The following is a 25,775-nucleotide window of genomic DNA, read 5'->3' as shown; positions in this document are numbered from 1 at the left end:
CATGCTGCTGCGTTTTACCAAGATGCACGGGCTGGGCAATGATTTCATGGTCCTCGACCTGGTCAGCCAGCACGCGCACATCCTGCCCAAGCACGCTAAACAGTGGGGCGACCGGCATACCGGGATTGGCTTCGACCAATTGCTGATCGTCGAGGCGCCAAGCAACCCGGAGGTGGATTTCCGTTATCGGATCTTCAACTCCGACGGCTCCGAAGTGGAACAGTGCGGCAACGGTGCGCGCTGCTTTGCACGCTTTGTGCTGGACAAGCGCCTGACCGCCAAGCGGCAGATTCGCGTCGAGACCAAGAGCGGCGTGATCGAGCTGGATATCCGCAGCGACGGCCAGATCAGCGTCAACATGGGCGCGCCGCGCCTGGTGCCGGCGGATATTCCGTTCCAGGCGACCGAGCAGGCCGCCAGCTACCCGCTGGACGTTGACGGCCAGACCGTCGACATCGCTGCCGTGTCCATGGGCAACCCCCATGCGGTGCTACGGGTCAACGACATCAACACTGCCCCCGTGCATGAACTGGGGCCGAAGATCGAACACCACCCGCGCTTTCCGGCGCGGGTCAATGTGGGTTTCCTGCAGGTGATCGACCGTTCCCGCGCGCAATTGCGCGTGTGGGAACGCGGCGCCGGCGAAACCCAGGCCTGCGGTACCGGTGCTTGCGCCGCTGCCGTGGCCGCGATCAGCCAGGGGTGGATGGATTCGCCCCTGTTGATCGACCTGCCCGGTGGACGCCTGTCCATCGAGTGGGCAGGCCCTGGCCACCCGGTGATGATGACCGGGCCGGCCTCGCGCGTATACGAAGGACAGGTCCGTCTATGAGTGAGCCAAGCCAATGACCGATAAGCCTCAAGTACCCGCACAAGCAACTACCCCGAGCGAAAGTCTGGAGGCCGCTGCCGTCGCGGCGTACCTTGAGGCTAATCCGGACTTCTTCGTCGAACACGAAGAACTGCTCCCGGCCCTGCGCATCCCCCACCAGCGCGGCGACACCGTGTCGTTGGTGGAGCGACAGATGAAGATCCTGCGCGAGCGCAATATCGAAATGCGCCACAAGCTCTCGCACCTGATGGATGTCGCCCGCGACAACGACCGTCTGTTCGAGAAAACCCGCCGCCTGATTCTTACCCTGATGGACGCCGGCAGCCTGGAAGAAACGGTGATTGCCGTGGAAGACAGCCTGCGCCAGGACTTCCAGGTGCCGTTTGTCAGCCTGATCCTGTTCAGCGACAACCCGATGCCGGTGGGTCGCTGGGTCAGTGGCGGCGACGCGCAAACCGCGATCGGCGGCCTGCTTTCCGAAGGCAAGACCATCAGCGGCACGCTGCGCGAGCACGAGCTGGACTTCCTGTTCGGCGCCGAACAACGCAAGCAGATCGGCTCTACCGCCGTCGTCGCTCTCAGCCATCAAGGCCTGCACGGCGTCCTGGCCATCGCCAGCCGCGATCCCGCGCACTACAAGAGCTCGGTGGGCACTTTGTTCCTCACCTATATCGCCGAAGTACTGGGCCGCGTCCTTCCGCGCCACACCACCGCCCTGCGCGCGGTGCGCTAGCCATGGAACGGCAACTGGACGCTTACTGCGCTCACCTGCGTAACGAGCGCCAGGTGTCACCCCATACCCTGGAGGCTTACCGACGGGACTTGAACAAGGTCCTGGCGTATTGCGAAAAACAGCAGGTCACCAGCTGGAAGACCCTGGATATCCAGGGCCTGCGCAGCCTGATCGCACGGCTGCACCAGGCGGGCCAGTCCTCGCGCAGTCTGTCGCGCCTGCTGTCGGCGGTGCGTGGCCTGTATCACTACCTCAATCGCGAAGGCCTCTGCGACCACGACCCGGCCAGCGGCCTGTCCCCGCCGAAAGGCGAACGACGCCTGCCCAAGACCCTGGACACCGACCGTGCCCTGCAATTGCTCGATGGCGCCGTGGAGGATGATTTCCTCGCCCATCGCGACCAGGCGATCCTCGAACTGTTCTACTCTTCAGGCCTGCGCCTATCGGAGCTGACGGGCCTGAACCTCGATCAACTGGACCTGGCCGACGGCCTGGTGCAAGTGCTCGGCAAAGGCAGCAAGACTCGGGTGCTGCCGGTAGGCAGGAAAGCCCGCGAAGCCCTGCAACTGTGGCTGCCGCTGCGCGCCCTGGCCAACCCGGTGGACGACGCGGTGTTTATCAGCCAGCAAGGGCGGCGCCTGGGGCCGCGCGCCATCCAGGTACGGGTCAAGGCTGCCGGCGAGCGCGAGCTGGGGCAGAACCTGCATCCACATATGCTGCGGCACTCCTTTGCCAGCCATATGCTGGAATCGTCCCAGGACCTGCGCGCCGTGCAGGAACTGCTTGGCCATTCCGACATCAAGACCACGCAGATCTATACCCATCTGGACTTCCAGCACCTGGCAACGGTCTACGACAGCGCCCATCCACGGGCCAAACGCATCAAGGACGGCGACTCATGAACATCAAGCTGATCACCTTCGACCTGGACGACACGCTCTGGGACAACGTACCCGTCATCATCAGCGCCGAAGCGTCGATGCGCGAATGGCTGGCCACCCATGCCGCCAAGGTGGGCGACCTGCCCCTGGAGCATTTCGCCAGCCTGCGCCAACAGGTGCTGCAACGGCATCCCGAACTCAAACACCGCATCAGTATCCTGCGCCATCGGGTGTTGATACATGCGTTTGAAGAGGCCGGTTATCCACAGCCTGAGGCCACGGAAATGGCCGATGTGTGTTTCGAAGCGTTCATTCACGCCCGCCATCAGCTCACGCCTTTCCCTGAGGCCGAGCCGATGCTGCAAGCGCTGCGCCAGCACTTTCTGCTGGGTGTGATCACCAATGGCAATGCCGATGTGCAGCGTGTTGGCCTGGCGGACTACTTTCACTTTGCGCTACGCGCTGAAGATATTGGCATCGCCAAGCCGGATGCGCGGCTGTTCCAGGAAGCGCTGCAGCGCGGCGGAGTAGATGCCAGTGCGGCGGTGCATGTTGGCGACCACCCCGGGGACGACATTGCCGGGGCTCAGCAGGCGGGGCTGCGGGCAGTGTGGTTCAACCCGTCGGGCAAGGTGTGGGAAGGGGATAAACTCCCGGATGCACAGATTCGCAGCCTGACGGAGTTGCCGGAGTTACTTCGCAGTTGGCAGTAACACGGGTGAGAAAAATGTGGGAGGGGGCTTGCTCCCGATAGCGGTGTATCAGTCTCCAGATGTATTGACTGACCTACTGTAATCGGGAGCAAGCCCCCTCCCACACTTGATTGGGGGTAACCTGTAGCCGGTTATTACAGGCATGAAAAAACCCGCAGCGACGGCGGGCTTTTTCTTACAAGCAGGTGGCTGACCTTAGATAGGTCGGCTGCCGTACTTGTTATCCGGCTTCTTGGGCGGGTCAGCAACCACATTGGGCTCGACTTCGACCACTTTGCCGCCTTTGGCAAGAAACTCTTCCATCGCACGGGCCAGGGCATCGCGCTCTTTGTTCTTGGCCTCAACGCTCGGCAATTCATCTACCGAAACAGCAGCCTTGGCTTTGCCCTTGGCAGCTGGAACAGGAGCGTCATCACCACCGTCGTCCTCAGCAACGTCTTCCGCCGCCGCTTCAAGACCTTCTTCGGTGTCGTCTTCGTCACCTACTTCGAGTTCGTCGTTTTCCAGATCATCGTCGCTCATGTTCTACCTCATGACTTGCGAAAAGCAGATTAGTTATAGCCCAGCTTCGCCCTCTGTCGAGGTTGCCGGAAAAAAATCACATCCACCGGATAACCAGTGGCTTATGCCCCATCACCGTGCAAGGTGGCGAGGACTTTACGAGCACCGCCATGATCACGGTGCTCGCCCAGATAAACACCTTGCCAGGTCCCCATCGCCAAGCGGCCGGCCTTGACCGGCAAACTCAGCTGGCAGCCCAGGAGACTGGCCTTGAAGTGCGCCGGCAGATCATCCGGACCTTCGTCGTTGTGTTCGAACCCGGCGTAACCTTGCGGCACCAGCGAGTTGAAAAAACGCTCGAAGTCACGACGAACCGCCGGATCGGCATTCTCGTTGACCGTCAACGAGGCCGAGGTGTGCTGCAGCCACAGGTGCAACAGGCCCACGCGGCAGGCCTTCAGTTCAGGCAAGCCGGCAAGCAACTCGTCAGTCACCAGGTGAAAGCCCCGGGGCTTGGCCCGCAGGGTAATCAGGGTCTGTTGCCACATACAGTTCTCCGCCCATCGGCGCGCATTCTAGCGCGCTCTGGGAAAAAACAAAGTGCCGAATACGCCTACGTGCCTGTAAGACATTCGCACGCTGGAAAGTGCATGACAAACTCTGCGCAAAAACCGGCACAGCTTGTTATGACTGACAAACGCCAGGCAAAAAAATGCCCGGCAAGCCGGGCATCTTTTTTTCGCGTACTTACAGGTTGTAGCCGCGTTCGTTGTGTTGCGCCAGGTCGAGGCCGACAGCCTCTTCCTCTTCGGTAACCCGCAGGCCCATGACCGCGTCCAGCACCTTGAGGATGATGAAGGTGACGATGGCGGTATAGATCACGGTGAAGCCGACACCTTTGCACTGGATCCAGACTTGAGCTGCGATGTCAGTCACGGTGCCGAAGCCGCCCAATGCAGGGGCTGCAAACACACCGGTGAGGATCGCACCGACGATACCGCCGATACCGTGCACGCCGAATGCGTCCAGGGAGTCGTCGTAGCCCAGCTTGCGCTTGAGGCTGGTGGCGCAGAAGAAGCAGATCACACCGGCCACCAGGCCGATCACCAGGGCGCCCATCGGACCAACAGTGCCGGCGGCCGGTGTAACGGCGACCAGGCCAGCCACTACACCCGAGGCGATGCCCAGTGCGCTTGGCTTACCGTGAGTAATCCACTCGGCGAACATCCAGCCCAGGGCTGCAGCAGCGGTAGCAATCTGAGTCACCAGCATCGCCATGCCGGCGGTGCCGTTGGCCGCAGCCGCAGAGCCGGCGTTGAAGCCGAACCAGCCGACCCACAGCATGGCCGCACCCACCAGGGTGTAACCCAGGTTGTGAGGCGCCATTGGAGTGGTCGGGAAGCCTTTACGCTTGCCGAGCACGATGCACGCCACCAGGCCAGCGACACCGGCATTGATGTGCACCACAGTGCCGCCGGCGAAGTCCAGCACGCCCCAGTCCCACAGCAGGCCACCGTTGCCGCTCCACACCATGTGGGCGATTGGCGCATAGACCAGAGTGAACCAGATAGCCATGAAGATCAGCATGGCGGAGAACTTCATGCGTTCGGCGAACGCACCGACGATCAGCGCCGGGGTGATGATGGCGAAGGTCATCTGGAAGGTGATGAACACGGCTTCCGGGAACAGCGCAGCCGGCCCGGTGATGCTGGCCGGGGTCACACCCGCCAGGAACGCCTTGCCCATGCCGCCGAAGAAGGAGTTGAAGTTGACCACACCCTGTTCCATACCGGTGGTATCGAACGCGATGCTGTAGCCGTAGACAACCCACAGGATGCTGATCAGGCCGGTGATGGCGAAGCACTGCATCATCACCGACAGAATATTTTTGGAGCGCACCATGCCGCCGTAGAACAGCGCCAGGCCTGGAATGGTCATGAACAGCACCAGCGCGGTGGATGTGAGCATCCAGGCGGTGTCACCGGAGTTGAGGACTGGAGCAGCCACTTCGTCTGCCGCCATGGCCAGGCTTGGCATTACGATGGACAACAGGGCTCCGAGCCCTGCGAATTTACGCAGAGTCATATTGTTTTCTCCTGGGGCGTTGGGGTTTGGCGGCTTAGATTGCGTCGGTATCGGTTTCGCCGGTACGGATGCGAATAGCCTGTTCCAGATTGACCACGAAGATCTTGCCGTCACCGATCTTGCCGGTGTTGGCGGCCTTGGTTATCGCCTCGATAACCCGGTCAAGATCCTTGTCGTCAATGGCGACATCAATCTTCACCTTCGGCAGGAAATCCACTACATATTCCGCGCCGCGATACAGCTCGGTGTGACCCTTCTGCCGACCGAAGCCCTTGACCTCAGTAACGGTAATGCCCTGCACGCCGATCTCGGACAACGACTCGCGTACATCGTCCAACTTGAACGGCTTGATGATGGCAGTGACTAGCTTCATGAAAACTCTCTCCCGAATTGGTGGACTTGCCCCAGGAAAACAAACCCGTCTCAAGTCTAAGCGCAGTGCCTGGCTTTGTAACGCATCGTCGCAAGGGCAGTTGCCATTGCGACGCCAGCGAACCACTGGTGACGAAACCTGTACCCCTGATCCGTCGGCGCACTGCATTCGTCACAGCGACTGCATCAGTGCATGGGTCATGATCGTCTAAGCAGAAACCTTGCCAGCTCCGTAAAAATCACTGAAATCAGTCCTTTGCTCACCTAGGCCCACCAACGGGGCCATCCGGCGCCTGCAATGCGCACGAAAACGGTGCATAGCCGCCCAGCCTGATGCGCGAAAAGCGTGCGACCCAGGCCGTGAAAAAGACTATAGACGCTGCGTGATACACTGCCCGCCAACAGTTTTCCGGAATATTTCCCATGCTCGCGCCCAAAGACCTCCTCGACGCCCTGAGCGGCCACGCCTCTCGCCTGTTCAGCGGCGACACCCCGCTGCCCCGCAATGAAATCGAAAGCCAGTTCAAGGCCTTGCTGCAAAGCGGTTTCAGCAAGCTCGACCTGGTGAGCCGGGAAGAGTTTGATAGCCAGATGGTGGTGCTCGCCCGCACCCGTGCGCGGCTGGAGAGCCTGGAAGCGAAAGTCGCAGAACTGGAAGCGCGGTTGACCCCTCCAGCCGAATAAATGCGATCAGTGTGGGAGGGGGCTTGCTCCCGATGGCGGTGTATCAGCCGGTATCAATGCTGACTGCCCCCCGCTATCGGGAGCAAGCCCCCTCCCACATTCGCTCTACCTTTTGCTCTGGATACGTTCTGTAAAACCTCCCCGCCTCGCTCTTCCCTACCTCGTCTACCCTTGAAAAACCGCAGGAAGCGGCCGCCCATTTCAAGGAACGAGCATGTCCCTCGCCATCGTCCACAGCCGCGCCCAGATCGGCGTCGAAGCCCCTGCCGTCACCGTCGAAGTGCATATGGCCAATGGCTTACCGTCCCTCACACTGGTGGGTTTGCCCGAAACCGCCGTCAAGGAAAGCAAAGACCGCGTGCGCAGCGCCATCCTCAACTCGGCCCTGCAATACCCCGCGCGCCGCATCACCCTCAACCTCGCGCCCGCCGACCTGCCCAAGGACGGCGGGCGTTTTGACCTGGCGATTGCCCTGGGGATCCTCGCCGCCAGCGTGCAGGTGCCAGCGTTGATGCTCGATGACATTGAATGCCTGGGTGAGTTGGCGTTGTCCGGTGAAGTGCGTGCGGTGAAAGGCGTGCTACCGGCGGCTTTGGCGGCGCGCAAGGCCGGGCGCACCGTGATAGTGCCTCGGGCGAATGCCGAGGAGGCGTGCCTGGCGTCGGGGTTGAAGGTGATTGCGGTAGACCACTTGTTGCAAGTGGTGGCGCACCTCAATGGGCACGTGCCGATTGAGCCCTACAAGTCCGATGGTTTGCTGTACCTGAACAAACCCTACCCAGACTTAAGCGAAGTGCAGGGCCAACTGTCGGCAAAGCGCGCCCTGCTGATCGCCGCAGCGGGTGCGCATAACCTGTTGTTCAGCGGCCCACCGGGCACCGGCAAGACCTTGCTCGCCAGTCGCCTGCCCGGCCTGTTGCCCCCCTTGAGCGAACAGGAAGCTCTTGAGGTGGCGGCGATCCAGTCCGTCGTCAGCCTCGCGCCGCTGAGCCATTGGCCACACCGGCCGTTTCGCCAGCCACACCACTCTGCGTCAGGGCCGGCGCTGGTGGGCGGCGGCTCGAAACCACAGCCTGGGGAAATCACCCTGGCTCACCATGGCGTGCTGTTCCTCGATGAGCTGCCGGAGTTTGATCGCAAGGTGCTGGAGGTTTTGCGCGAACCGCTGGAGTCGGGGCATATCGTGATTTCCCGCGCCCGCGACCGCGTAAGTTTCCCGGCACGCTTTCAACTGGTGGCGGCGATGAATCCCTGCCCTTGCGGCTATATGGGTGAACCTAGCGGGCGCTGTCGCTGTACACCGGAGCAGATTCAGCGGTATCGCAACAAGCTCTCGGGGCCGCTGCTGGACCGGATTGACTTGCACCTGACCGTGGCGAGGGAAACGACGGCACTGAACCCGATCCAACAGGCGGGCGAGGATACCGCCCATGCCTCAGCGCGGGTCGCCCAGGCTCGCGAGCATCAGCAAAAGCGCCAGGGCTGTGCGAATGCCTTTCTTGATCTGCCGGGGCTGCGCGAGCACTGCAAGCTCACGAAGGTGGATGAAAACTGGCTGGAAACGGCCTGTGAACGACTGACCCTATCGCTGCGCGCGGCCCATCGACTGCTCAAGGTGGCGCGCACCCTGGCGGATCTGGATCAGGTAGAGACCATCACCCGCGACCACCTGAAAGAGGCCCTGCAATACCGCCCGGCGGCGATCACTTAAGCTTGGCGCAGCGCCAAATGTGGGAGGGGCAAGCCTCCCACATCTTGGAAAACGGTGGCTCAGCGAAAGCGATCCACCTCATGGCGCAGGCTCGCCGCCAGCGTCTCCAGTTCCTTGGCAGTAATCGCCAGGTTCGACACCACCTCACGCTGCTCGCTGTTAGCCAGCGCGATGCTCTGCAAGTTGCTGCTGAGCAAGGTCGCGGTGCTGCTCTGCTCTTGGGTGGCGGTGGTGATCGCGGCGAATTGCTGGCCGGCCGAGCGGCTCTGCTCATCAATGCGCGCCAGGGCCGAGGCTACGTCGGCGTTGCGCGACAAGCCTTCCTGCATCAGCGTGTTGCCGTGTTCCATAGTGCTGATGGCGTTACCGGTTTCCCGCTGGATGCTCTGGATCATCCCGGAAATTTCATCGGTGGCTTCGCGGGTGCGCGATGCCAGGTTGCGTACTTCATCAGCCACCACGGCAAACCCACGGCCCTGTTCACCGGCGCGTGCAGCCTCGATGGCCGCGTTGAGCGCCAACAGGTTGGTCTGTTCGGCGATGGACGTGATCACACCGACGATGCCGCCGATTTCCTGGGAGCGCTGGCCCAGGGTATTGATCACTGTGGCCGTGCTGTTCAGCGCGGTCGCGATATGTTCCAGCGACGACGACGCCTCCTGCATCGAATTGCGACCAATGCGGGTTTGCTGGGCATTTTCTTGGGCCAGGCGCTCGGTGTTGCCCATGTTGTCGGCAATGTTCAGCGAGGTGGCACTGAACTCTTCCACCGCGCCGGCCATGCTGGTGATTTCGCCGGACTGCTGCTCCATGCCGTCATAGGCCCCACCGGACAGACCGGACAACGCCTGGGCCCGACTATTGACCTCCTCGGCCGCCTTGCGGATATGGGAAACCATCGTCGACAGCGCTTCACCCATCTGATTGAAGCTGCGCGCCAGTTGGCCGATTTCGTCATGGCTGGATACGTTGAGGCGTGCGCTCAAGTCGCCCGCACCCAAGGCTTCGGCCTGGTGTACCAAGTCACTCAGCGGTTGCAGCTTGCTGCGCAGCAGCCAGACCGTGGCGCCCACCGCCAGCAACATCGCCAGCACGCTGCCGATCACCAGGCGAATCCCCACGGCCCAGGTCACCGCGCGGATTTCAGCTTTCGGCATGCTCGCAACCACGGCCCACGGGCCGCCTTCGAACGGTACCGAAACGCTATAGAAATCTTCGTTCTTGTCGCTCCAGAAGCGACCTTTGCCCGGGGTCTTGGCCAGGTCCAGCATCACCGGCACCGATTGATCCAACGCCTGCACGCCGGCGGGTGCCACTAGCCAGTGCTTTTGCTCATCCAGCAGTGCAAGGGAGCCGGTCTGGCCAATTCGGAAGCGCTTGAGGTTTTCGAATTGGGCATTCTGCGCATCGGTGTAGTCAAAACCGATGAACAGCACGGCGATAACCTTACCGCCGCTGTCACGCACCGGGCTGTACTGGGTCATGTAGGAACGATCGAACAACACCGCCCTGCCGATGTAGGTCTGCCCACCCACAACGCGCTGGTAGGCCGGGCCCTGACGGTCGAGGACGGTGCCGATGGCGCGGTTGCCATCCTGCTTGGTCAGGGACGTGCTGATACGGATGAAGTCGTCGCCACTGCGCACAAATACGGTGGCCACGCCGCCAGACATTTGCTTGAACTCGTCCACCTCATCAAAGTTGTTGTTCAACACCTCGTTGCCCAGGTACAGGCTGGGCGTCTGAACACCGGCCACGCTCACGGGTTGGTCCACATGCACGCTCAACCCGGCACCGAAACGTTTTTCAAACAGCCCGCTCAAACGCTGGGTGCTCTCGCGCAACGTGCTGTGGAAGGTATTGAGTTGGTCGGCAAGCAAGCGCGCCTCGCTGGCCAGGTGCTCCTCGCGGGTATCGAGGTTGGCGGAATCGAGGGAACGCAAGGCGAAAACAGTACTGCCGCTGATGACGACAGCCAAAATCACGGCTAACGCGAGACCTAACTGGGAGGCAATCCGGGCGCGAGGTTGAGACATGACAGCTCCTGGCCGAGGCCAGGATCATCCTGATCTCATAGCGCTGCTCGGCAAATTATCTGGTGGGAAACGTTGGTGCACGATGGTTCCAACACACCTACTTCGGCGGCGTTTTGCAATACTTGAGCGAAGCGCAGGGGTATCACGCAAACGGTTGCGTCGCTGAGTCAAAACCCCTCAATTGAGCCGTTCGACGTCGGGTAAAACCATGGCCTGCACCTCGCTCTGGAGGAAATCCGCCAGACGCCGCAAGCGCTCACCCCCTGGACGGGTTTTCGGCCACACCAAATAGTAATTTTCCCCACTCGCTACCGCAGTCGGCCACGGCAAGCTCAAGCGTCCCTGCGCCACATCCTCGGCCACCATCAGCAGGTCGCCCATCGACACGCCATAACCGCGGGCGGCGGCGATCATGCCCAGCTCCAAGGTATCGAACACCTGCCCGCCTTTGAGCGACACCTGGGACGATAGCCCCATGCGCTCCAGCCAATTGCGCCAGTCCCGGCGGTCGGGTGTGGGGTGCAGTAACTCGGCGCCGGCTAGGCGGGTCACGTCCCAAGGACCGTCGTTCAACAGGTTCGGTGCACCCACCGGTATCAACAGCTCGGGGAACAGATAGCTGGCTTCCCAATCCGCTGGAAAATGCCCGTAGCTCAATAACACCGCGCAATCGAACGGCTCCTGGTTGAAGTCCACCTCGTCCACGCTCATCCAGGCGCTGGTCAGTTGCACCTCATTGCCCGGCTGCAGCGCCCGGAAGCGGCTGAGTCGCGCCAGCAGCCAGCGCATGGTCAATGTGGAGGGGGCCTTCATGCGCAGGATGTCATCTTCGGCATTCAAGGTATGGCAGGCGCGCTCCAGCGCCGCGAACCCTTCGCGCACACCGGGCAACAACAGACGCGCCGCTTCAGTGAGCTGCAAGGTGCGGCCATTGCGCTGGAACAGCCGGCAGGCGAAATGCTCTTCAAGCGTGCGGATATGTCGGCTCACCGCACTTTGGGTGATCGACAACTCCTCGGCCGCGCGGGTGAAAGAGCTGTGTCGGGAGGCCGCTTCAAACGCGCGCAAGGCATAAAGAGGAGGAAGACGACGAGACATGAGGAAAGCTCCGACAGCGCAATACTGAAACCCTACCAGAATCAATCAAGCATGAGTTTTAATCATGCAAACGATCGCATTTATCCCTTTGTGCAATGGGCTGAGAGCGCCGAGAATCAGCCCTTCCCCAACCCTCTGACTTTTTGAGCGTGATGATCATGCAGCATCCGGCACGTACCGAACTCTGGGCCATTCTGCGGCTGTCAGGGCCGTTGATTGCCTCGCAGTTGGCGCACATGCTGATGGTGTTGACCGACACCCTGATGATGGCGCGCCTGAGCCCCGAAGCCCTGGCCGGTGGCGGCCTGGGTGCCGCAAGCTATTCGTTCGTCGCGATTTTCTGTATCGGCGTGATTGCCGCCGTGGGCACCTTGGTTGCGATCCGCCACGGCGCGGGCGATATCGAAGGTGCCACCCGCCTGACCCAGGCCGGGCTGTGGCTGGCCTGGCTGATGGCCCTGGCGGCGGCCCTGCTGCTGTGGAACCTCAAGCCGGTGCTGCTGATGTTCGGCCAGACCGAGACCAACGTACATTCGGCCGGGCAATTTCTGACCATGCTGCCGTTTGCCCTGCCCGGCTACCTGAGCTTCATGGCCCTGCGCGGCTTTACCAGCGCCATCGGCAAAGCCACTCCGGTGATGGTGATCAGCCTCGGCGGTACGGTGGTCAACTACCTGCTCAACCACGCACTGATCGAAGGCATGTTCGGCCTGCCCAAGCTCGGCTTGATGGGCATCGGCCTGGTCACGGCGATTGTCGCCAACAGCATGGCGCTGGCGTTGATGTGGTACATCCGCAGCAACCGGGCCTATGCCGCCTACCCGCTGAGTACAGGGCTGCTGCACCTCAACACCCAATATCTGCGCGAGTTGTGGCGCCTGGGCCTGCCGATCGGCGGCACCTATGCGGTGGAGGTCGGGCTGTTTGCCTTTGCAGCCCTGTGCATGGGCACCATGGGCAGCACGCAGTTGGCAGCGCACCAGATCGCCCTGCAAATCGTATCGGTGGCCTTTATGGTGCCGGCGGGGATGTCCTACGCGGTGACCATGCGCATCGGCCAGCATTATGGCGCCGGACAGTTGGTGCACGCACGCATGGCCGGGCGTGTCGGCATAGGCTTTGGCGCGGCGATAATGCTGGGATTCGCGGCGGTGCTGTGGCTGTTTTCCGAGCCGCTCATAGGACTGCTGATCGACCACGACAACCCGGCGTTCCACGACGTGATCGTCCTGGCCGTGAGCCTGCTGGCCGTCGCCGCGTGGTTCGAGCTGTTCGACGGCGTGCAAACCATCGCCATGGGTTGCATTCGCGGGCTCAAGGACGCCAAGACCACGTTCCTGATCGGTGCGGGCTGCTACTGGTTGATTGGCGCACCCTCGGCCTGGCTGATGGCTTTCACGTTGGGCTGGGGGCCAACCGGCGTGTGGTGGGGCCTGGCACTGGGACTGGCCTGCGCCGCGATAAGCCTGACCTGGGCGTTTGAAGCGAAGATGAAGCGGATGATTCGCCGGGAAGGCCCGGCGCCCGAAGCCGACACCGGCTTTCAGGCGGTACAGGCCGACTAGAGACCCTCGCTCACGCGGGTGTGCTTGCCGTCGCCGAAGGTCAGGTATTCCACCAGCTCCGGCAACGGCAGCGGCTTGCTGATCAGGTAACCCTGGGCCTGGTCGCAGCCGAACAGCCGCAATAGCGCCAGTTGCTCGGGGGTTTCCACACCTTCGGCCACCACTTCCAGATTGAGGTTGTGCGCCAGGTTGATCATCGCGTGCACCAGTTTGCGGTTCTCTTCGCGCTCCTCCATGCCGCCGACAAAGCTTTTGTCGATCTTCAACAAGGCAATCGGCAGGCTGTTGAGGTGCACAAACGACGAGAAACCGGTACCGAAGTCATCCAGGGAAAACCGCACACCCAGGCGACCAAGGGCGTCCATGGTCTGCTTGACCAGGTCACTGCGGCGCATCACGGCGGTTTCGGTCAGTTCGAACTCCAACCATTGCGCTTCCACGCCGCGCTCGCTGATCAGCCGGCTCAGTGTAGAAAGCAGCTGGCTGTCCTGGAACTGGCGAAACGACAGGTTGACCGCCATATGCAGCGGCGGCAGGCCGCGTTCGCGCAGGTCTTGCATGTCACGCAGGGCCCGGGAAATCACCCAGTAACCCAACGGTACAATCAGGCCGCTCTGTTCGGCCAGGGGCACGAATTCACTCGGCGGCAACAGGCCGCGCTCGCCGTGGCGCCAGCGCACCAGGGCTTCCAGGCCAACGATATGCCCGTCGTCGAGGTCGAGGCGCGGCTGGTAATGCAGCTCCAGCTCATCACGGCGCAAGGCGCGGCGCAGCTCGCTTTCCAGGTCGGCCAGGCTGCGCGCGTTGCGGTTGATGCGTTCGTTGAAGATATGAAAGGTACAGCCCTGGGTGCTCTTGGCTTGCTGCATGGCGATATGGGCGTGCCACATCAGCGGGTCGGCGCCGGCACGGGCGCGGGCATGGGCCACGCCGAGGCTGCAGCCGATCAGCAGGCTTTCGCCATCCACCCAATACGGCTCGGCCATGGCTTCGGTGATGCGCTCGGCCATCCACTCCGCACGCTGGGGCGCGCGGCGCGTATCGATCAGCAGGGCGAATTCGTCGCTGCCCAGGCGCGCCAGTTGATCGCCGGCTTCCAGCTGGCTCTTGAGCCGCGAGACCACTTGCAGGATCAGGCGGTCGCCGGCCTGGTGGCCGAGGGCATCGTTGGCATGGCGGAAATTATCGAGGTCCAGGTGACCGAGGGCCAGGCCGCGACCTTCGTTCTCGGCCAACCGTGCGGCCAGCAGGGTCTGGAAGCCCTGGCGGTTGGCGATGCCGGTGAGCGGGTCCTGCTCGGCCAGGCGTTGCAGGGTGTTTTCCAGCACCCCCCGCTCACGCACATGGCGCAGGCAACGACGCAACGTGTCGGCGTCCAGCGCATTGCGGATCAGCCAGTCACTGACGCCCAGTGGCGGAACCAGCGGCTCCTGCTCCAACAACAACACGCACGGCAAGCTGCAACGGCCAGGGCCGGGTTGCAGGCTGGGCATGGTCAACAGCACTGCGCTGTCGTCGTCATCGAACAGACGACTCACCGAGTCCCAGTTTGGCGCGCTGATCAGCACAGCCCCATCGCCCATCGGCGCCAGGCACTCGCGCAACAACGCTGCCCACTCAGGCGTATCGGCCAGTAGCAGCAAACGCAAGGGTTCGACAGGCGTAGACAAGCTAGCTCCCTAGACTCTGCAAAAATTCGTTGGCGGCGGGCATTATGACGTGCGGCCTGATAATCACCAATGATCGTGGTTATCAAATACGCAGGCTGTAAGCAATTGTCTTAAAAACCCAGACATCCTGCGGCAAAGTAGCAAAACCGGCAAATTTAGATCGAGTGGTACGTCACACCGTCGATCCAGGGCAGCAGAATCTTGCCAGCCTGTTAAAATGCCCGCCCTTTTGAACAACGACTCCCTGAATTCCGTATGTCCCGACTCAATCCCCGGCAGCAAGAAGCCGTGAACTACGTCGGCGGCCCTCTATTGGTGCTCGCCGGCGCAGGCTCCGGCAAGACCAGTGTGATCACCCGCAAGATCGCGCACCTGATCCAGAACTGTGGCATCCGCGCCCAATACATCGTCGCCATGACCTTTACCAACAAGGCAGCGCGGGAAATGAAAGAGCGTGTCGGCACCCTGCTCAAGGGTGGCGAAGGCCGTGGTCTCACGGTATGTACCTTCCACAACCTGGGCCTGAACATCATCCGCAAGGAGCATGTGCGGCTGGGCTACAAGCCGGGCTTCTCGATCTTCGACGAGACCGACGTCAAGGCCCTGATGACCGACATCATGCAGAAGGAATACGCAGGCGACGACGGCGTCGACGAGATCAAGAACATGATCGGCGCCTGGAAAAACGACCTGATCCTGCCGCCCGAAGCCCTGGAAAACGCGCGCAACCCCAAGGAACAGACCGCCGCCATCGTCTACACCCACTACCAGCGCACGCTCAAGGCGTTCAACGCGGTGGACTTCGACGACCTGATCCTGCTGCCGGTGAAGCTGTTCCAGGAACACGCCGACATCCTCGAAAAGTGGCAGAACAAGGTGCGCTACCTGCTGGTGGACGAATACCAGGACACCAACGCCAGCCAATACCTGCTGGTGAAGTTGCTGATCGGTACGCGCAACCAGTTCACCGTGGTGGGCGACGACGACCAGTCGATCTACGCCTGGCGCGGCGCCCGCCCGGAAAACCTGATGCTGCTCAAGGACGACTACCCGTCCCTGAAAGTGGTGATGCTGGAGCAGAACTACCGCTCCACCAGCCGCATCCTGCGTTGCGCCAACGTGCTGATCTCGAACAACCCCCACGAGTTTGAAAAACAACTGTGGAGCGAGATGGGCCACGGCGATGAGATCCGCGTGATCCGCTGCCGCAACGAAGACGCCGAAGCCGAGCGCGTGGCGGTGGAAATCCTCAGCCTGCACCTGCGCACCGACCGCCCCTACAGCGACTTCGCGATCCTGTATCGCGGCAACTACCAGGCCAAGCTGATCGAGCTGAAATTGCAGCACCACCAGGTCCCGTATCGGCTGTCAGGCGGCAACAGCTTTTTCGGACGCCAGGAAGTGAAGGACCTGATGGCCTACTTCCGCCTGATCGTGAACCCGGACGACGACAACGCCTTCCTGCGCGTGATCAACGTGCCGCGCCGCGAGATTGGTTCCACCACCCTGGAAAAGCTCGGCAACTACGCCACCGAACGCAAGATCTCGATGTACGCCGCCACCGATGAAATCGGCCTGGGCGAACACCTGGACACGCGCTTCACCGATCGCCTGTCGCGCTTCAAGCGCTTCATGGACAAGGTACGTGAGCAGTGCGCCGGCGAAGACCCGATCAGCGCCCTGCGCAGCATGGTCATGGACATCGACTATGAAAACTGGCTGCGCACCAACAGTTCCAGCGACAAGGCCGCGGATTACCGCATGGGCAACGTCTGGTTCCTGATCGAAGCGTTGAAGAACACCCTGGAAAAAGACGAAGACGGCGAAATGACTGTCGAGGACGCCATCGGCAAGCTGGTGCTGCGCGACATGCTCGAGCGTCAGCAGGAAGAGGAAGACGGCGCCGAAGGTGTACAGATGATGACCTTGCATGCGTCCAAGGGCCTGGAATTTCCCTACGTGTTCATCATGGGCATGGAAGAGGAAATCCTCCCGCACCGCTCCAGCATCGAAGCCGACACTATTGAGGAAGAACGGCGCCTGGCCTACGTGGGCATTACCCGCGCACGTCAGACACTGGCCTTCACCTTTGCCGCCAAGCGCAAGCAATACGGCGAAATCATCGATTGTGCCCCCAGCCGTTTCCTGGACGAGCTGCCGCCGGATGACCTGGCCTGGGAGGGCAATGACGACACCCCGACCGAGGTGAAGGCCGTTCGCGGCAACACCGCCCTGGCGGATATACGCGCGATGTTAAAGCGCTAGAATCGACTACTTTTCAATCTACTTTCGGCGCACAACCCGCCATTAGAGGAAGCTTTCCGTGGAAGCACTGCACAAGAAAATTCGCGAAGAAGGCATCGTGCTTTCCGATCAGGTACTCAAGGTCGACGCCTTTCTGAATCACCAGATCGACCCGGCCCTGATGAAACTGATCGGCGACGAATTCGCCGCGCGGTTCAAGGACTCGGGCATCACCAAGATCGTCACCATTGAAGCGTCGGGCATCGCACCGGCGATCATGACGGGCCTGAACCTCGGCGTGCCGGTGATTTTCGCCCGCAAGCAGCAGTCCCTGACCCTGACCGAAAACCTGCTGTCGGCGACGGTGTATTCCTTCACCAAGAAAGTCGAAAGCACCGTGGCGATCTCGCCGCGCCACCTGACCAGCAGCGACCGCGTACTGGTGATCGATGACTTCCTGGCCAACGGCAAGGCATCCCAAGCGCTGATTTCGATCATCAAGCAGGCCGGTGCGACCGTTGCCGGCTTGGGGATTGTGATCGAGAAGTCGTTCCAGGGTGGCCGTGCGGAGTTGGATGCGCAGGGTTATCGGGTTGAGTCGCTGGCGCGGGTGAAGTCGCTGGCCGGTGGCGTCGTCACCTTCATCGAATAATCGTTGCCTGCACGCGGTTAAACAGGTGGGAGGGGGCTTGCCCCCGATAGCAGCGGGTCAGCCAACACATTTGGGACTGATACACCGCTATCGGGGCAAGCCCCCTCCCACATTTTGATCTGTGTTGGTTTTTAGTGTGCGGTTGCTTGTAAGCCAGCGAGCAATAGACGCTGATAGAGATCCTCCTTCAAACCCTCCGGCGAATCCAACCCCATCCGCTTCAGATGCTCGGGAAACGCCTGGGGCTCCGGGGCATCCAGCGCCGCCTTGCCCAACTCCAGAATCTCCGTCAGCTTGAATTTGCTCTTGAGCCAGTTCAAGGCGCGCAACAGATCCCGCTCTTCGTCCGTGAAATCGCTGCCCAGCGGATACTCCGGGAACAAACGTCGATGCCGCGCCTGGATACCCTGGAGCCGCTCCGGCGTGTTGTCGCTGAAGCGCGGATCGAGCTGGAAATCCTTGGGCAACTTGCCGGCCTTTTGCGCCTGCTCGATCAAGTCGGCCTGGAAGCGTGAGTCGGTGATGTTGAGCAACGCCTCGATCACCTTGGCATCCGTCTGCCCACGCAGGTCGGCAATGCCGTACTCAGTGATGACGATGTCCCGCAGGTGCCGAGGAATGGTGCAATGCCCATACTCCCAGACGATAGTGGAACTGACCTCACCCGCCGACTCACGCCAACTGCGCAGGATCAGGATCGAGCGCGCGCCCTCCAGCGCATGCCCCTGAGCCACAAAGTTGTATTGCCCGCCCACGCCGCTGAGCACGCGACCGTCCTCCAACTGGTCGGCCACGCCTGCGCCCAGCAACGTCACCGTGATCGCGCTGTTGATAAACCGTGCATCCTGGCGCTGCAGGCGCTTGAGTTCTTCCTGGCCGTACAGCTCGTTAATGTAGCTGATGCGGGTCATGTTGAATTCCAGGCGCTTGGCGTGGGTCATCTCCTGCAGGCGCTGGTAAAAACTGCGCGGCCCGAGGAAGAAACCGCCGTGGATCGAAACGCCGTCGGGCTGCGCCGCATCGTCCAGCAAACCGGCGTTGGCTTGCTCCTGGGTAGCCACATCCGGATAGACCTTGCGCCGGATAATCCCCGCATCCGCCAGCACCAACAGGCCGTTGACGAACATTTCGCTGCAACCGTAGAGGCCACGGGCGAAGGGCTCGACACCGCCTTCCCGGCTGATCAGCGGGGCCCACTGGTACACATCGATGTCCGTCAGCAGCAGTCGATAGGCTTCATTGTCTGCCTGGCGCGCCAGCAACGCGGCGGTCAGCGCATCCCCCATGGAGCCGATGCCGATCTGCAAGGTGCCCCCGTCGCGCACCAGGGTGCTGGCATGCAAGCCGATGAAATGGTCCTGGAACCCCACCGGCATGTTCGGTGTGGAGAACAGTGTGGTGCTGTCCTTTGCGTCAATCAGGTAGTCGAACGCGTCCATGCCCAACTCGGAATCGCCGGGCATGTAGGGCAAATCGGTGTGAACCTGGCCGACGATCAGGACGGTTTCACCCGCGTCGCGGCGCTTGGCGATCATCGGCAACAGGTCGAGGGTGATATCGGGGTTGCAGCTCAGGCTCAGCCGATCGGGGTGTTCGCTGCTGCTGGCCACCAGTTGCGCCACCAGGTTCAGGCCGGCGGCATTGATATCGCGGGCGGCGTGGCTGTAGTTGCTGCTCACGTAGTCCTGCTGGGCCGAGGTGCTATGGAGCAGGCTGCCGGGCTGCATGAAGAACTGCTGCACGTGGATGTTTTTTGGCAGGCTGTCTTTGCGCAGGTCGGCGAGGAAATCCAGTTCGGGATAATCACCAAACACCCGCGCGATAAAGGGTTCGAGAAAACGCTTCTGCAAGCCGTCGCCCAGCGGTGGGCGGCCCAGGCTGAGCGCGGTGTAGATCGTCAGCGCCCGCTCCGGCAGCTTGGCGATGCGCCGGTACAGCGCATTGACGAACAGGTTGGGTTTGCCCAGCCCCAAGGGCATGCCCATGTGGATATGCGCCGGCAAGCGCGCCAGTACGTCGTCAACTGCTTGCTCGATTGAACACAACTGCACCATCCGACCCTCCTGAACATTCCGTGATTAGGGGTTGGACAGAGAGTGGCGGGTGTTTGCTGCAAAGAACAGCCCTCAATTTAAAAAACTACTAATAAAAAAGAGACTGAAAAAGTTTACTCAATAAACAAATCAAAAGAAAAAGCCTACGAGTTATAGAATCGAGCCCTACATCATTTTAGGATCCAAGAAACAAAAAAAAGCCAACGCCCAGACTAGTATAAAAATGCTGCACCACCCTCATGACCAATAAAAAATATGGCTAACCCATGAAAAAAATAAATCATATAGTCATCATAGGCTTTGGGAATATCGCTCAGGGCTTACTGCCGCTTTTATCAAAACATTACGCTGAAGCAACAGTAACTATTTTTGAAAAAAACCTTCAAACTTCTCAAAGAGAAATTGCCAACGAATTTCTAGCAAGCTTGGAAAACGTGAACATTACTGCTAAAAATTTTGACCATGTGCTGTCTCCACACCTTAATGAAAATGTCTTTCTTCTTAATCTAGCGGTGTCTGTATCGAGTCTATCCCTCGTGAGTCTTGCACAACTGCACGGTTCACTTTACTTGGATACATGTATAGAACCTTGGAGCTATGAAACAAAAAATAACAAAACACTCACAAGTAACTTCGAGTTACGGGAAGCGATGAAGGCTCACCAGCAAAGCAATAGTGGCTCAACGGCTATTTTGGCACATGGTGCAAACCCAGGTTTTATCTCAATACTTTTAAAAAAAGCGCTTCTTGAGATGGCGGCCCTGAACAATATATCGGCAGCGCCAAATCACCAAGCAGATTGGGCAGGCCTGGCAAAAGAGCTTGAAATACAAGTTATACAAATTTCCGAGCATGACTCACAGGCTACCTCTACAGCACGCGACCCTCTTGGTTTTGTCTCGACATGGTCTGCAGACGGACTAATTACCGAGTGCAGGCAGCCCGCAGAACTAGGCTGGGGCACCCATGAAAATGAGCTTCCCCTAGGAGCCAAAAAAAACGGCTACGCGATTGAAATGAGCGAGACGGGACATCAAGTTAGAGTAAAAAGCTGGTCACCTAACTATTTAGAATTTTCCGCCTTTCTATTGACTCACAACGAAGCACTTTCAATTGCCGAATACCTGACCTTAGGTGATCTCGAAAACCCCACGTACCGCCCAACCGTGTATTACGCTTACGAACCTTGCGATCAAACACTCGCTTCAATAATGCTTCTTGACAAACACCAGACAAATTATGACTTTAAAAAAACAATATTAAAAGACGAAATCATATCTGGCGCGGACGAACTAGGCATCTTTCTTATCAGCAACAAATACGATGCGTTCTGGCTTGGCTCAAACTTATCAATTGGCAAAACAAGAAAGCAAGCAAAATACAATAATGCGACAAGCCTTCAAGTAGCGTCCAGCATTATAGGGGGAATGAAGTGGGCAGAAAAATCCCCAAGCGAGGGGATTGTAGAGTCTGAAAATTTGGACTGGAAATACATATACGACTTCACTGCCGACTATTGGGAGCCAATAGTCAAGCAACAGGTAAATTGGAGGCCCTCCCATACCGACAGATCACTATCACTCAAAAATTTCATAAGCAGAAATTAACTTTCCATAATAAAAATCCGAATGGGGAATTTATAATGGCTTTGGTAGAAAACACCGATCACATGAAAAAATATTCGAGCAATGCCTTTGAGATACTCAAAGACTTCTCCTTCCCACCGCTAAAGTTTAGCGAGGAAGAAAAGGCCGAATGGCAAGCTATATTCTTCGATTCAATAATCACGGAATATGATGCAAGGCGACTGTATTGGTGTATAGAAGCTAAAAATCCAGAATTAATGACAAAACTAGAAGACACCCTAAACCCTTGGCTCAAAGATGAAATTGATCACGCCTACGGGTTCTCCTTAATTTACTCAGCCTATACAGGCTTGCCACTTGACGAAATTGCCTTGAGCGTTGAAACACGAAAGTCCGACTTTAGCAGCCTAGACTCTTTCATCAGCGACCCATTGAAACTATTAATTTTACTTGCCTATGACGAGATAATCACCACTCATGTCTATCATCGCAGCATAAAAAAATATGACCATTTTAATTCGCCACAGCTTTCAACATGGATCAGAAAAGCCAAGAAAGATGAATCCAAGCATTTTTTTCTATTCATAGAGAAAATCAAACTAATGTACTCACACAGACTCCTCGAGGCCCCTTCTATTCTAAAAAGTCTTTTTGAGCTGGATTTCGAAAAAGAGCATTACACGGGAACCTTTGTGCTCGACCACAACACATTTGACTATCCGATCAGCCGAACAGATATCGAAAAAACTATAATTCCAACCATAATAAAAAAACTTAACACCGCAACTGATCTGACTAGAGGATACGACAAATGAAACCTACTTTTCTTAATAAACGGCACTGGAGTTCCAAGGCAATTTTCAAAGAGATCTCTAATAGCGGATGGATCAACCCCGGCATAGACGAAAAATACAAAGATTTTTTCTGGGCCGATCTATTAGCAGAGTATGACTCGATAAATTTATACCATTATCTTTATGAAAGGCGACCAAAGCTATCCTCATATTTTGTGCAATATCTAGATCTTTGGTTTTCAGATGAAAAAAACCATGCCGATGGTTTCCTTGAGCTAAATCGACTTTTATTCAATATGAGCGAAGAGTCTATTTTAGAAAAACTGAAAACAAGAACAAGCAACTTTGACCGATTTGAGCAATTGCTCTCAAACGAGTTAAACTTGCTCACCGTATTCGCCTACGACGAGTACGTCTCTGTTAAAACCTATAAAAAAGACACTTTCTACAATGAATTTGGAAGCCCACTATTTAATTCATGGATTAGCAACCTAATCGCTGATGAGGCCACGCACTTTGCAAACGCGGTAAAACTACTAAGACGAAACCACCTATCAGACATTGACAAAATTGAAAACACATTGAGACATCTTATTCTGCTGGAAGGTGGCCAATACGAGAATACATTTTTACTCGACCATGATGGCCCTCACTTTCTACTGGGCAGCACCGACTTTGCAGAATCTACAGCGAAAGAAGTACTGGATATTATAACAAGAGCTAAAAAATGAAAAGCAACCAATACTTAATCCTATCCATAGTACTCATGATACTCGGCGAAATACTAACAATATACAGCGAGATATACGCCTCAAAACTTTCCACTAGGGCAATACAAAACCCTGAACTTTTTGTAAAGCCTATAATATTAATATGCGTCGCTGGCATATGCCTGATATTTGCGTATTGGTTTGGTTACCAAGGAACCGGAAACATATGGGTAGTCACAGTAGCATCACTGACATTGCTGCTTGTTCTGGAACCGCTGGTGATTTACGCAATGCTAAAGGAACTTCCAGGCCGTGGGGCTCTAGTAGGTTTCCTTTTAGGTGCTGTCGGATTGTTAGCGACCTTTCTGCTTTGACTTACTATTATTCACTCTTTCGAATATACGAGGGGTAGCTCACTCATTGACCTTCCCCTCCGTATAAACCTTCTATTTATTATTTCAATCCCGACATTTTCTCAATCGCGCCTTTAAGGTCGTCATCCGAGCAATCTGCGCAGGTGCCTTTTGGCGGCATGGCATTGATACCGGTGATCGCCTTGGCCAGGATGCCGTCGAGGCCTCCCTGGTGATCGGCGCGCTCTTTCCAGGCGGCGGTGTCGCCGATTTTCGGCGCGTTCAGCAGGCCGGTGCCATGGCACGCGTTGCAATGCTTGGCGATGATCTCGTCAGGGGTTTTCGCCCCGCCGCCGCCGCCTGCGGCCACGGCGACTTCCATGCCTTTGCATTCCTGGCCCTGGACGCAGACCTGGCCCACGGGCTCCAGGCGCTTGGCAATGTCATCATTGGTCGCAGCTTGTGCGCTCACAGCCCATAGGGCCAGTACGGTTGCTGGTGCAGCCAGCATTTTCATAATTAGATTCACGCGTTCACCCTCAATGGTGGCTATTCACGCCTGCGGCCACGGTTTCGCAGGCGGCGAAAGTATAACGGTTAGCCCGTCCGGCCGAAACAACCCTATTAAATAAAGGGAGATTAGACCTCGCGGAATGCAGCTGCGGGAGCCTCTGCAACGCTGGCAGGACGCCTCTTTTGTTAAAAGTTCGCGGGTGTGGCTGCGCTGATTAGTCGCGCCGGCACATCGAACGGATTACGGAAACGATGAGGCTTGGTGCTTTCAAAGTAGTAGCTATCGCCGGCTTCGAGCACAAAAGTTTCAAGACCGACCACCAACTCCAGACGGCCTTCCACCAGAATCCCGGTTTCCTCGCCCTCGTGGGTGAGCATTTCTTCGCCTGTATCGGCGCCAGGCGGGTAGATTTCATTGAGAAACGCAATTGCCCGGCTCGGGTGCGCACGGCCCACCAGCTTCATGGTGACGGCGCCGTCGGAGATGTCGATCAGCTCATTGGCTTTATAGACGATCTGCGTCGGTATTTCCTGGAGGATCTCCTCGGAAAAGAACTCGACCATGGACATGGGGATGCCGCCCAGCACCTTGCGCAAGGAACTGATCGAGGGGCTGACGCTGTTTTTTTCGATCATCGAAATGGTGCTGTTGGTGACACCCGCGCGCTTGGCGAGCTCACGCTGGGAAAGACCCTTCAGCTTACGGATGGATTGCAGTCGTTCACCGACGTCCAATGCGGGAGCCTCCTAGGATTCAGGCGTTGTTGTAATTGAGCGTTATCATGGCGACAGCGTTCAGTATTTACAACACTTGGGCCTAAATCCCAGGGAGCTGTGTTCGTCCCTGTCGCTCAAGCGCCGGAATAGAGCCTTGGCACACGACGCAGGTTGCAGAAGATCTGGTACGGGATGGTCTCGGCAGCGGCGGCGACGTCACTGGCGAGGATATTTTTGCCCCACAGCTCCACCGTGGAACCAAGACCCGCCTCAGGGACGTCCGTCAGGTCGATACACAGCATGTCCATGGACACGCGACCCAGCAATTGGCTGCGCTGCCCCGCCACCAGCACCGGCGTGCCGGTGGGCGCATGGCGCGGGTAGCCGTCGGCATAGCCCATGGCAACCACGCCGATACGCATCGGTTTGGGCGTGATGAACCGGGCGCCGTAGCCTACCGGCTCGCCGGCTGGCAGTTCACGCACGCAGATCACTTTCGATTCCAGGGTCATCACCGGCTGCAAACGCGCGGCCAAGGCCTGGTCCTCACCAAACGGTGTGGCGCCATAAAGCATAATGCCAGGACGCACCCAGTCGCTGGATACGCTCGGCCAGCCCAGGACCGACGGCGAGTTGCGCAGGCTGACCTCCGCCACCAGGCCCTGGCGCGCCGCATCGAATACCGCCACTTGCTCGTTGCTGCTGACGCAATCGAGTTCATCGGCACGGGCAAAATGGCTCATCAACACAATCTTTGCGACTTTGCCGCTGGCCAGCAGGCGCTGGTAAGCCTCGTGGTAATCCTTGGGGTGCAGGCCAACGCGGTGCATCCCCGAATCGAGCTTGAGCCAGATGGTCAGCGGCGCGCTCAACCGGGCCTGTTCGATGGCCTCCAGTTGCCACAGCGAATGCACCACGCACCAGAAATCATGCTCGACGATCAGCGGCAACTCGTCGGCTTCGAAAAAGCCTTCCAGCAGCAGCACTGGCGCGCGAATACCAGCGGCGCGCAACTCCAGCGCCTCCTCGATGCACGCCACGGCAAACCCGTCGGCCTCGGCTTCCAGCGCCTGGGCAACGCGTACGGCACCATGGCCGTAGGCGTCGGCCTTGACCACGGCGAGGGCCTTGGCCCCCGTGACTTCACGGGCCAATTGGTAGTTGTGGCGCAAGGCTTGGAGGTCGATCAGGGCACGGGCAGGACGCATGGCGGCAGGCTTCTAGGCGGCAAAGTGAAGAAAAACCGGCGCCGACCAACAGCGTCAGCACCG

The 25,775-nt window shown here is 58.7% G+C and carries 24 protein-coding genes; 13 read left to right on the top strand and 11 right to left on the bottom strand.

Going from position 1 to position 25,775, the window contains the following annotated elements; all coding sequences use genetic code 11:
- The first annotated feature begins 1 nt into the window (after position 1).
- Genes dapF through V3W40_RS17335 form a run of 4 tightly spaced genes read left to right on the top strand, consistent with a single transcriptional unit; the run spans position 2 to position 3,159 of the window.
- Entirely contained in the window at positions 2 to 832 is an 831-nt protein-coding gene (gene dapF, locus V3W40_RS17350; protein ID WP_065926685.1) for a diaminopimelate epimerase, read from the top strand.
- 13 nt (positions 833 to 845) lie between these two features.
- Positions 846 to 1,565, top strand: coding sequence for a DUF484 family protein (locus V3W40_RS17345; RefSeq protein ID WP_065948745.1), 720 nt, complete (start codon positions 846 to 848; stop codon positions 1,563 to 1,565).
- 2 nt (positions 1,566 to 1,567) lie between these two features.
- Positions 1,568 to 2,467, top strand: a complete 900-nt coding sequence (gene xerC / locus V3W40_RS17340; RefSeq protein WP_065926686.1) for a tyrosine recombinase XerC — start codon at positions 1,568 to 1,570, stop codon at positions 2,465 to 2,467.
- The gene (locus V3W40_RS17335) at positions 2,464 to 3,159 is read left to right on the top strand and encodes an HAD family hydrolase (RefSeq protein WP_074847965.1); all 696 of its coding nucleotides are present in this window, start codon (positions 2,464 to 2,466) and stop codon (positions 3,157 to 3,159) included. The genes xerC and V3W40_RS17335 overlap by 4 nt, the downstream gene beginning before the upstream one ends.
- Before the next feature lie 195 nt (positions 3,160 to 3,354).
- Here the strand turns inward: V3W40_RS17335 and sutA are convergent, their stop codons facing one another.
- The 4 genes from sutA to glnK form a co-directional block, all read right to left on the bottom strand.
- Positions 3,355 to 3,681 carry a transcriptional regulator SutA gene (gene sutA / locus V3W40_RS17330; protein WP_027608315.1) on the bottom strand — a complete coding sequence of 109 codons (327 nt, stop codon included), beginning with the start codon at positions 3,679 to 3,681 and terminating at the stop codon, positions 3,355 to 3,357.
- A gap of 101 nt (positions 3,682 to 3,782) precedes the next feature.
- Positions 3,783 to 4,208, bottom strand: a complete 426-nt coding sequence (locus V3W40_RS17325) for a secondary thiamine-phosphate synthase enzyme YjbQ (protein WP_065926688.1) — start codon at positions 4,206 to 4,208, stop codon at positions 3,783 to 3,785.
- 199 nt (positions 4,209 to 4,407) lie between these two features.
- Positions 4,408 to 5,745, bottom strand: coding sequence for an ammonium transporter (locus V3W40_RS17320; RefSeq protein ID WP_027608313.1), 1,338 nt, complete (start codon positions 5,743 to 5,745; stop codon positions 4,408 to 4,410).
- 34 nt (positions 5,746 to 5,779) lie between these two features.
- Positions 5,780 to 6,118 (bottom strand): P-II family nitrogen regulator, encoded by a 339-nt coding sequence (gene glnK / locus V3W40_RS17315; RefSeq protein WP_002555808.1) that lies wholly within the window; start codon positions 6,116 to 6,118, stop codon positions 5,780 to 5,782.
- Between the two features lie 422 nt (positions 6,119 to 6,540).
- Between glnK and V3W40_RS17310 the strand changes: the two genes are divergently transcribed.
- Positions 6,541 to 6,801 (top strand): accessory factor UbiK family protein, encoded by a 261-nt coding sequence (locus V3W40_RS17310; RefSeq protein WP_027608312.1) that lies wholly within the window; start codon positions 6,541 to 6,543, stop codon positions 6,799 to 6,801.
- A gap of 214 nt (positions 6,802 to 7,015) precedes the next feature.
- On the top strand, positions 7,016 to 8,512 hold the full coding sequence (locus V3W40_RS17305) for a YifB family Mg chelatase-like AAA ATPase (protein ID WP_074847967.1): 1,497 nt from the start codon (positions 7,016 to 7,018) through the stop codon (positions 8,510 to 8,512).
- Positions 8,513 to 8,571: 59 nt separating this feature from the next.
- Here V3W40_RS17305 and V3W40_RS17300 read toward each other — a convergent pair whose 3' ends face one another.
- Together V3W40_RS17300 and V3W40_RS17295 are read right to left on the bottom strand one after the other, a co-directional pair.
- On the bottom strand, positions 8,572 to 10,548 hold the full coding sequence (locus V3W40_RS17300; protein ID WP_065926691.1) for a methyl-accepting chemotaxis protein: 1,977 nt from the start codon (positions 10,546 to 10,548) through the stop codon (positions 8,572 to 8,574).
- Positions 10,549 to 10,725: 177 nt separating this feature from the next.
- Complete coding sequence (locus V3W40_RS17295; RefSeq protein ID WP_065926692.1) at positions 10,726 to 11,646, bottom strand: LysR substrate-binding domain-containing protein; 921 nt, start codon at positions 11,644 to 11,646, stop codon at positions 10,726 to 10,728.
- 152 nt (positions 11,647 to 11,798) lie between these two features.
- Here V3W40_RS17295 and V3W40_RS17290 point away from each other — a divergent pair, with 152 nt between their 5' ends.
- The gene (locus tag V3W40_RS17290; protein ID WP_065926693.1) at positions 11,799 to 13,211 is read left to right on the top strand and encodes a NorM family multidrug efflux MATE transporter; all 1,413 of its coding nucleotides are present in this window, start codon (positions 11,799 to 11,801) and stop codon (positions 13,209 to 13,211) included.
- On the opposite strand, the gene V3W40_RS17285 is transcribed toward V3W40_RS17290, so the two are convergent.
- Positions 13,208 to 14,881, bottom strand: a complete 1,674-nt coding sequence (locus V3W40_RS17285; RefSeq protein ID WP_065926694.1) for a putative bifunctional diguanylate cyclase/phosphodiesterase — start codon at positions 14,879 to 14,881, stop codon at positions 13,208 to 13,210. The two genes, V3W40_RS17290 and V3W40_RS17285, sit on opposite strands and share 4 nt — an antisense overlap.
- A gap of 255 nt (positions 14,882 to 15,136) precedes the next feature.
- Between V3W40_RS17285 and rep the strand changes: the two genes are divergently transcribed.
- Both rep and V3W40_RS17275 read left to right on the top strand, forming a co-directional pair.
- Positions 15,137 to 17,146, top strand: coding sequence for a DNA helicase Rep (gene rep / locus V3W40_RS17280; protein ID WP_027608306.1), 2,010 nt, complete (start codon positions 15,137 to 15,139; stop codon positions 17,144 to 17,146).
- Between the two features lie 58 nt (positions 17,147 to 17,204).
- Positions 17,205 to 17,777: a xanthine phosphoribosyltransferase gene (locus V3W40_RS17275; protein ID WP_053258645.1), complete on the top strand. Its 573-nt coding sequence runs from the start codon at positions 17,205 to 17,207 to the stop codon at positions 17,775 to 17,777.
- Between the two features lie 131 nt (positions 17,778 to 17,908).
- Here the strand turns inward: V3W40_RS17275 and V3W40_RS17270 are convergent, their stop codons facing one another.
- A complete protein-coding gene (locus tag V3W40_RS17270) occupies positions 17,909 to 19,831 on the bottom strand; it encodes an acetyl-CoA hydrolase/transferase C-terminal domain-containing protein (RefSeq protein WP_065948741.1) in 1,923 nt (640 codons plus the stop codon).
- Positions 19,832 to 20,097: 266 nt separating this feature from the next.
- On the opposite strand from V3W40_RS17270, the gene V3W40_RS17265 reads away from it, so the two are divergent.
- The 4 genes from V3W40_RS17265 to V3W40_RS17250 are packed head-to-tail and all read left to right on the top strand — an operon-like array spanning position 20,098 to position 23,295.
- The gene (locus V3W40_RS17265) at positions 20,098 to 21,438 is read left to right on the top strand and encodes a saccharopine dehydrogenase NADP-binding domain-containing protein (protein ID WP_330215390.1); all 1,341 of its coding nucleotides are present in this window, start codon (positions 20,098 to 20,100) and stop codon (positions 21,436 to 21,438) included.
- A 35-nt stretch (positions 21,439 to 21,473) separates the two neighbouring features.
- On the top strand, positions 21,474 to 22,232 hold the full coding sequence (locus V3W40_RS17260; RefSeq protein ID WP_256097767.1) for a ferritin-like domain-containing protein: 759 nt from the start codon (positions 21,474 to 21,476) through the stop codon (positions 22,230 to 22,232).
- The gene (locus V3W40_RS17255; RefSeq protein ID WP_065926698.1) at positions 22,229 to 22,942 is read left to right on the top strand and encodes a hypothetical protein; all 714 of its coding nucleotides are present in this window, start codon (positions 22,229 to 22,231) and stop codon (positions 22,940 to 22,942) included. The genes V3W40_RS17260 and V3W40_RS17255 overlap by 4 nt, the downstream gene beginning before the upstream one ends.
- Complete coding sequence (locus V3W40_RS17250; RefSeq protein ID WP_065948740.1) at positions 22,939 to 23,295, top strand: hypothetical protein; 357 nt, start codon at positions 22,939 to 22,941, stop codon at positions 23,293 to 23,295. Before V3W40_RS17255 ends, V3W40_RS17250 begins: the two co-directional genes overlap by 4 nt.
- Before the next feature lie 79 nt (positions 23,296 to 23,374).
- On the opposite strand, the gene V3W40_RS17245 is transcribed toward V3W40_RS17250, so the two are convergent.
- The 3 genes from V3W40_RS17245 to alr all read right to left on the bottom strand — a co-directional run bounded on the left by V3W40_RS17245 (position 23,375) and on the right by alr (position 25,712).
- Positions 23,375 to 23,791, bottom strand: coding sequence for a c-type cytochrome (locus V3W40_RS17245; protein ID WP_065926700.1), 417 nt, complete (start codon positions 23,789 to 23,791; stop codon positions 23,375 to 23,377).
- Positions 23,792 to 23,973: 182 nt separating this feature from the next.
- On the bottom strand, positions 23,974 to 24,522 hold the full coding sequence (locus V3W40_RS17240; protein ID WP_003176893.1) for a cupin domain-containing protein: 549 nt from the start codon (positions 24,520 to 24,522) through the stop codon (positions 23,974 to 23,976).
- Between the two features lie 116 nt (positions 24,523 to 24,638).
- Entirely contained in the window at positions 24,639 to 25,712 is a 1,074-nt protein-coding gene (gene alr, locus V3W40_RS17235) for an alanine racemase (RefSeq protein ID WP_065926701.1), read from the bottom strand.
- Between the last annotated feature and the right edge of the window lie 63 nt (positions 25,713 to 25,775).

Source organism: Pseudomonas sp. AM8 (genome assembly GCF_036346475.1).
Classification (GTDB): domain Bacteria; phylum Pseudomonadota; class Gammaproteobacteria; order Pseudomonadales; family Pseudomonadaceae; genus Aquipseudomonas; species Aquipseudomonas marginalis.
The sequence above is the reverse complement of the archived record's forward strand: the minus strand, read 5'-3'. Positions and strand labels throughout refer to the sequence as shown.